We start from the raw sequence: 6644 nt of genomic DNA on the forward strand, positions 1-6644 counted from the left end.
GTATCGCACGTCTCCTCCGCTTTGAGGAGGGGAGTTCTCCCCTCTCTCTCTCCTCTGGCCTCCCTCACGCGCTGGCAAAGGTCATTGTGACCTCCTCAGATTTAAAAATATCAATATTAATAGGTGAATTAATCCATCTAACCTATTGACTTTCGTCAGAACTGGTGATACAGTAGGTCACTGTGAGATATACCGTTCTGGGACCTGCCTGGCGTGGCTTCCTGCTCCTCATGACAGGGAAAAAAGCCGTGGCGGGAGGCTCTCCTGTGGGAGAGGTAGATCTTTCTAGAGAGAAAGCAGAGAGTGAGGGTAAAGGGCATGGTGCAACAGTCGAGGCCGGGGGCCAGTCCGGCAACGGGGGCCAATCCCTGGCTGGCCCTGCTGGCGATGATGTTCGGCCTTTTCATGGCCTTGTTGGATCTATCGATTGTGACGATCGCTTTGCCGGCTATTGTGCAGCAGTTGCATAGCGATCTGACAACGGCGGGCTGGGTGCTGGATGCTTATAATCTGGTGTTTGCGGTGCTATTGGTGACGGCTGGGCGGCTGGCCGACCTGTTCGGGCGCAAGTGGATCTTTATGGCTGGCATGGTCATTTTTATGGTGGGGTCGCTGCTCTGTGGCCTGGCCCCTTCCATCGGCTGGCTGATCGGCTTCCGGGCTTTTCAGGCGATGGGGGCGGCGGTGCTGAATCCGATCAGTCTGGCGATTCTGATGGCGATTTTCCCACGCGAGCAGCGTGGGGCGGCGGTCGGTCTATGGGGGGCGGCGGCTGGCCTGGCTTCGGCTCTGGGGCCGGTCTTGGGAGGGTTGATTGTGCGCTTTCTCAGTTGGCGCTGGATTTTTTATGTCAATCTGCCGTTCTGTCTGGTGGGGCTGGTCCTGGTCTGGCTCTGGGTGCCGGAGACGCGCGAGGTGCCTCGGGATGGGCGCGCCGGGCGCCTGGATTGGTGGGGGTTGGGGTTACTGAGTGTGGCTCTGTTTTCGCTGGTGCTGGCCATTCTGCAGGGCAATGGCTGGGGCTGGCTCTCTGCCCCGACTCTGGCGCTCTTGGGGCTGGCGCTGGTGTCTCTGTTGGGCTTTGTCGTGGTGGAGACCCGCGTGCGGGAGCCGATGGTTGATCTGCGCCTCTTTAGGGCGCGGAGTTTCCTGCTGTCCAATGTGGCGATGTTGCTCTTTGGGGTGGCGATGCAGGGGGCCTTTGTGATTGCTGTCTTCTACTTTATTGAGCTGCGCGGCTATGATCAGTTGAAGGCGGCTTATGCTTTGGTGCCGCTGCCGCTGGCTTCGCTGGTGGTCTCGCTGCTGATGGGGGCCGTGGGACGCCGCCTATCGCCCCCGCTCGTGGGCTTGACGGGCCTGCTGCTGGTGGCGCTGGGCTTCGCGCTGCTGGCTCTCATTGATGCCTCGGCGGATGTGCTGACGACGAGTTGGCATCTGGCCTTGATTGGGGTCGGCATGGGCCTCTGTTTTCAGAGTTTCCCGGCGTTCGCTCTCAGTGAGGTGCCACCGGCTCAGTTGGGGGTTGGTAGCGGGGTCCTTAATACGTGTCGTCAGTTAGGCTTCGCCTTGGGGGTGGCCGTCCTGATTGCCCTCTTTACTTCCCAGGTGCAACAGCATGTCCGGCAGGCGCAGCGCAGCAGTGTGCAGCTCGTGGCAAGCGATCAGCAATTGCCGCCAGCCTTGCGCAGTCACTTGGTGGCTGGCCTGCAGCAGGCGAAGAGTGCCCAGGCCGGGGAGCAGGCTCAGGCTGGTGCCACCATGAGGATCGATTTGACTCCGCTGGCGCAGATGGCTCCTCCTGGCCCGCAGCGGGAGATGCTACGCGAGCATCTGCTCTGGCTCGGCACGCGGCTTACGGATGTCTTCCACACGGAGGTTATGGCGGCCTTTGCTGTGACCTGGTGGGCCTCTGCGGCCTTTGCTGCTGGGGGTGGCCTGTTGACGCTGCTGGCGCTGCTCTTGGGTGGGGGCCGCGCTCGCCAGGGGCAAGAGAGAAGCGGCGCTCAGGTGGCGCTGACGGAGACGATGGCCGCTCCCTAGGGGGAGCGGCAGGGTCAGGTGGGAAGACAGGCCGGCGAAAGGCGCTGTTGGCTCGCTCGCTTCAGCCTGTCGGCAGGGTGACCAGCTCAAGTAAGCTCGCTCGCGCAGTGGACACGTCTGTCAATGAGGTGCAGTCGCTGCGGTTAGGGGACTGGTTGGGGTGGCTGCTGTCATGGCTGCTCTTTGGGGGGCCGTGATTGGCCTGGCTGTCTGCGACTATGGTAGGATGGTAGGACAGGGATGAGGATGGCGCTGACTGTCGCCGCCGTTCTGCCCGCTGGCTGCGGCGGCCTTTGAGGAGGGTAAGCCGGCGCTTCGGCTGGCTGGCAGGCTAGGACGCGACGCTAGTTGCTTTCCACGGCCTGGTTCTGCCCGCCGGCTGCGACGGCTTCTTCCTGCCTGGCCTGGCTCTGAAGGACGCTCTCGCGCAGTCGCTTGGCCCAGCATAGCTCGAGTTTCCACTGCTCGATCCAGTGATGCATGACGTTGAGGATGTGCTCCAGTTGCTCGGGGCTTCGCAGTGCTTCGTTGTCGTTGGCTTTCCGAAGGAGATCTTCAGCTTCGCTATAGATGTGTTGGATATGCTCCTTGCAATAGCCGATGTAGTGCTCGATCAGTTGCAGGCGCTCGGCAGGGGTGAGGAATCCAAAGCCGGCCACTTTGTGGGCGAAGATCTCACGGTATTCGCCCAGGTTGGAAGTGGTGTCCATCATCAGCCGGTGGAAGCGCTCTCGCCCCGCTTCGGTGATGCGGTAAACGCGCGTTTGCCGGTCGCCCTGCTGGAGGCTCCCGCTTTGCTCAACTTGGATGAGTCCTTGCTGCTCTAGCCGGGCCAGCAGCGGGTAGAGTCGGCCATGACTGAAGGTGGCGTAGGGGCCGATCATGTCGTTGATGATCTTGGCGATCAGGTAGCCGTGGGCCGGGCCGCGCATAAGGGTGAAGAGGATCAGTAGTTCATACAGCATAGAGACCTCGATGGCTCAGATAAATCGGCGTTCATCGATAAGAACGCAGGAGACGCTCCCTTCCTTACCATGTATAATAGCAAATAGTGTCCCTTTCCTGATAGGGGGCACTCTCTTGCTTGTGCTTGTTTGTTGCCTGGCCGCGTCAGAGGCCCCCGATGACTGCCAGCGATCTGCTCAGCCTGGTAGCTTGCTTGCTTTCGTATAGCATAGATACGCCGCGCGCCAGGTCAGCGATGAGGTGGGATGAGGCGGGACGAGACCGTTAGCTCCATCGCTGAAGGGAAGAAAGGAGGATGCTGTGAGCACTGAGGCCTCTCTATCCGCATCTTCGGCCAGGCCGGCTGACGAGGTGCTACGCACGCGGCGCCTGGTCGGCCCAGGGGAGAGCGCTCGCCTGCGCTGGCTGGAGGAGTTTGATCTGACGCCCGATGGGCTGCGGGCGGCCTTTGTGGTGCGCGAGCCGTCGCCCGGACAGCCTCGCCCACAACGACGGATCTGGCTGCAGGAGATCTGCAGTGGCTCCGAGTGCGAACCTCGCCCGCTCTCCGCCGGCCTGGAGGCGAGTGAGCAGTATTGTCCACGCTGGTCACCCGACGGGCGCTGGCTCGCCTTCCTGGCCAAGGTGAAGGAGGGGCAGGCTGGCGACAAGGAGCGGCTGGCCCTCTTTGTGATGGCAGCAGAGGGGGGAACGGCCCGCCACCTCTGTGCGCTGCCAGGCGGCATGAGTGACCTCGCCTGGTCGCCGGATGGCTCACGCCTGGCCTTCCTCGGCTATGAACAGCCCGAGCCGACCGCTAACGCCGATCCGCTCGTCTTTGGCCGCGAGACCGAACGCTGCCAGCGCCTGTGGACCGTCTACCTCGATGAGGGGGTGCCTCGCCCGGTAACACCCGAGGGCCTGGCGATCTGGGAATATGCCTGGTCGCCGGATGGCCGTCGCTTCGCCGTCTATTTCTCTAAGGGACCGGAGTTGACGAGCTGGTACCGCGGCCAGATCGGCCTGGTCGAGGCCACGGGCGGTGCGCTGCGGGAGCTTTCTCATCTGGACCACCAGGCCAGCGGCTTGACCTGGTCGCCAGATGGCTCACGCCTGGCCTTCGTCTCCGGTGAGTGGAGCGATGTGATCCGCGGGGCCGGCGATCTCTTTGTGCTCTCCCTGGAGAGCGGTGAATGCCGAAACTTGACTCCCGAGGCTGATATAAGTCTGGCCTGGTGCCGCTGGTTCCCCGCTGGGCGGCGCTTGCTCTATACGGCCTGGAGTGGATTGTATCAGCAGATCGGTGTTCTGGATGAGGCCAGCGGCAAACGTCAGGTGCTGGAGACTGGGGTGGTGCTGCGCGAGGGCTGGCCTGCACTCGCGACGACCCCAGACCTGCGCCGTTTGCTGACAACGCGTAGCTCAGCCGAGCAGCCACCTGACCTTTACTGCGCCGACCTGCCGGAACTGGCGCCAGAGGACCAGCCAGGCCCGGGGGGAGAGAGAGGCCTGACCTGGCGACGCCTGACGCGCCTGAATCCTTTGGCCGAGGAGACCTGGCTCTTGCCGCGCAGCCAGCCCATCAGCTACCGTAGCGTTGATGACTGGCAGATTGAGGCGCTCTTTACGCCGCCGCTGGAGCCTCGCGATCAGGGACCACCGCCGCTGGTGGTCTGGGTGCACGGTGGCCCAACGGGGGCCTTTCTGGCTGGCTTTGAGTACGGCTGGAGCCTGCTGCTGGCTTCCGCCGGCTATGCGGTGCTGCGCCCCAATGTGCGCGGCAGCCTGGGACGCGGCAGGGCCTTCGCGGAGGCCGTGGTCGGTGATATGGGCGGTAAGGATCTGCAGGATGTGCTGCGGGGCATCGATGAGCTGGTAGCACGCGGGCTGGTCGATGGCCAGCGCGTGGCCATCGTCGGCTGGAGCTACGGCGGCTTTATGGCGGCCTGGGCCGTGACCCAGACCCGGCGCTTTCGGGCGGCTGTCATGGGGGCCGGCATCTGCGACTGGCATGGCTTCCATGCCCAGACCAATATTCCCGACTTCGATGTGCGCTTTCTGCAGGCCGATCCGCTGACTCAACCGGAGATCTATCGCACACGCTCGCCTTTGACTTACGCGGCTCAGGTGACGACGCCGACGCTCATCCTGCATGGCGCCGAGGACGACTGCGTACCGGTCAGCCAGGCCTACGCTTTCTATCGAGCTTTGCGCGAACGTGGCGTCCCTAGCGAGTTGGTGATCTATCCACGCGAGGGACATGGCCTGCGCGAGTTGCCCCACCTGCGCGATCGCGAGGAGCGTATGCTGAACTGGCTCGATCGCTATCTGCGCTAGGTGTCAGACCCCCAGGTGCCCCCCCAGGGTCCGCAGAGAAGGTGGCTTCTCGCTTCCTGGAAGGGCCGCCTCTCTGCCGACACGCTTGGGGCCAGGGGGCGCAGCCTGCCTGGTTGACCAGGCGGGACCCCAGCCACGAGACCCACCACGAGAGCCAACCCCAGGCCCTGTCACTCTCTGCCTGCACCGTCGCTGCTCTCCTTCCTCTCCGTCCGGTCCCGTCGCGTCGTGCCTCCACGCCTGCGCTGGTTCCGCGTGAGCTACAGCGACACCGATGATCTGATCCTTCACCGCTTTTCCTCTGGCTCTCGCCCGAAAGTACCACTTCTCGCTTGCTCTACTGCTCGACTGTTGCTGACCATGCTACACTGTTCCCTGTCAAGCGACAAAGCAAGGGTACGCATAGAGCGTCGATGCGAGCGCACTGCGAAGAAAGGAGCGGAGCGAGAGCCATGAGTCGGAGCCGGAGCCGGATGCACCTCGCCAATCTCAGCCTCATCCTGGCCCTCTCTCTCCTGGTCTTCTGTGTGGCCTGTGGCAACGCCGGCGGATCGCCGGGGGCACAGCAGGGGACATCACCAGCGACCCGCAGGCTGGGTGATGCCTTTGGGAATCTGGAACAGCATCCCAGGCCTACGAGCATCGTCATCCCCAGTCAGCGCGCTACTCCTACGCCGACGCCAACTCCCGCCCCGGCTGGCCAGAATACCACCAGTAACACTCATATCTGTGGCGCCACTGCCCCCGCTACGGGCGGCGCAGCGCCCGCGGCCTCCGCGATTGCCGCCAGCGGCAAGGGCAGCGCCCCCTACGGGCAGCCGCCAGCTCTGACCTCTGAGGAGATTATGCTGACTCAGAAGCTCTTTCAGCAGATCAATCAGGATCGCGCTGCCTGCGGCCTGCCGCCCTTTGTCTGGAATACGACGCTCTCGGGCGGGGCTCGCCTGCATAGCTGGAATATGTATCACTGCGGTTTTAGCCATACCTGCCCCGATGGCCTGCCACAGTGTACGCGCATTGCCAATGAGGGCTTTACCTTCAGCGACTGCGGCGAAAATATCGGCCTGGCCGGCCCCTATCCAACTCCTTGGGACGGCGCCTATAGCATTCAGGCGGGCATGGCCAACGAGCCGGCTACGGGCTGGCACCATATCCATCTCTTCAGCACGACGCTCCACCAGATCGGCATCGGCGTCTATGTGGCCCCTAATGGCTGGATCTGGTTCACTGAGGATATGATCAGTTAGTCAGTGGGCCAGGGCCTGGCCCGCCGCCCGGCCATAGAAGGCTCCAGAGATGGCAGAGGCTGAGCAACCCCG

4 protein-coding genes are annotated in these 6644 nt (G+C 63.2%); 3 read left to right on the forward strand and 1 reads right to left on the reverse strand.

All coding sequences use genetic code 11. The features are described from left to right. Positions 1 to 318: 318 nt before the first annotated feature. On the forward strand, positions 319 to 2043 hold the full coding sequence (locus tag IRZ24_RS15135) for an MFS transporter (RefSeq protein WP_297165699.1): 1725 nt from the start codon (positions 319 to 321) through the stop codon (positions 2041 to 2043). 344 nt (positions 2044 to 2387) lie between these two features. Here the strand turns inward: IRZ24_RS15135 and IRZ24_RS15140 are convergent, their stop codons facing one another. Next, positions 2388 to 3008 (reverse strand): PadR family transcriptional regulator, encoded by a 621-nt coding sequence (locus IRZ24_RS15140; RefSeq protein WP_297165701.1) that lies wholly within the window; start codon positions 3006 to 3008, stop codon positions 2388 to 2390. Positions 3009 to 3309: 301 nt separating this feature from the next. Here IRZ24_RS15140 and IRZ24_RS15145 point away from each other — a divergent pair, with 301 nt between their 5' ends. Both IRZ24_RS15145 and IRZ24_RS15150 read left to right on the forward strand, forming a co-directional pair. Beyond that, positions 3310 to 5325 (forward strand): S9 family peptidase, encoded by a 2016-nt coding sequence (locus tag IRZ24_RS15145; protein ID WP_297165704.1) that lies wholly within the window; start codon positions 3310 to 3312, stop codon positions 5323 to 5325. A gap of 452 nt (positions 5326 to 5777) precedes the next feature. Next, positions 5778 to 6572: a CAP domain-containing protein gene (locus tag IRZ24_RS15150; RefSeq protein ID WP_297165706.1), complete on the forward strand. Its 795-nt coding sequence runs from the start codon at positions 5778 to 5780 to the stop codon at positions 6570 to 6572. Positions 6573 to 6644: the final 72 nt, after the last annotated feature.

This window comes from Thermogemmatispora sp., from assembly GCF_019683755.1.
GTDB lineage: Bacteria > Chloroflexota > Ktedonobacteria > Ktedonobacterales > Ktedonobacteraceae > Thermogemmatispora.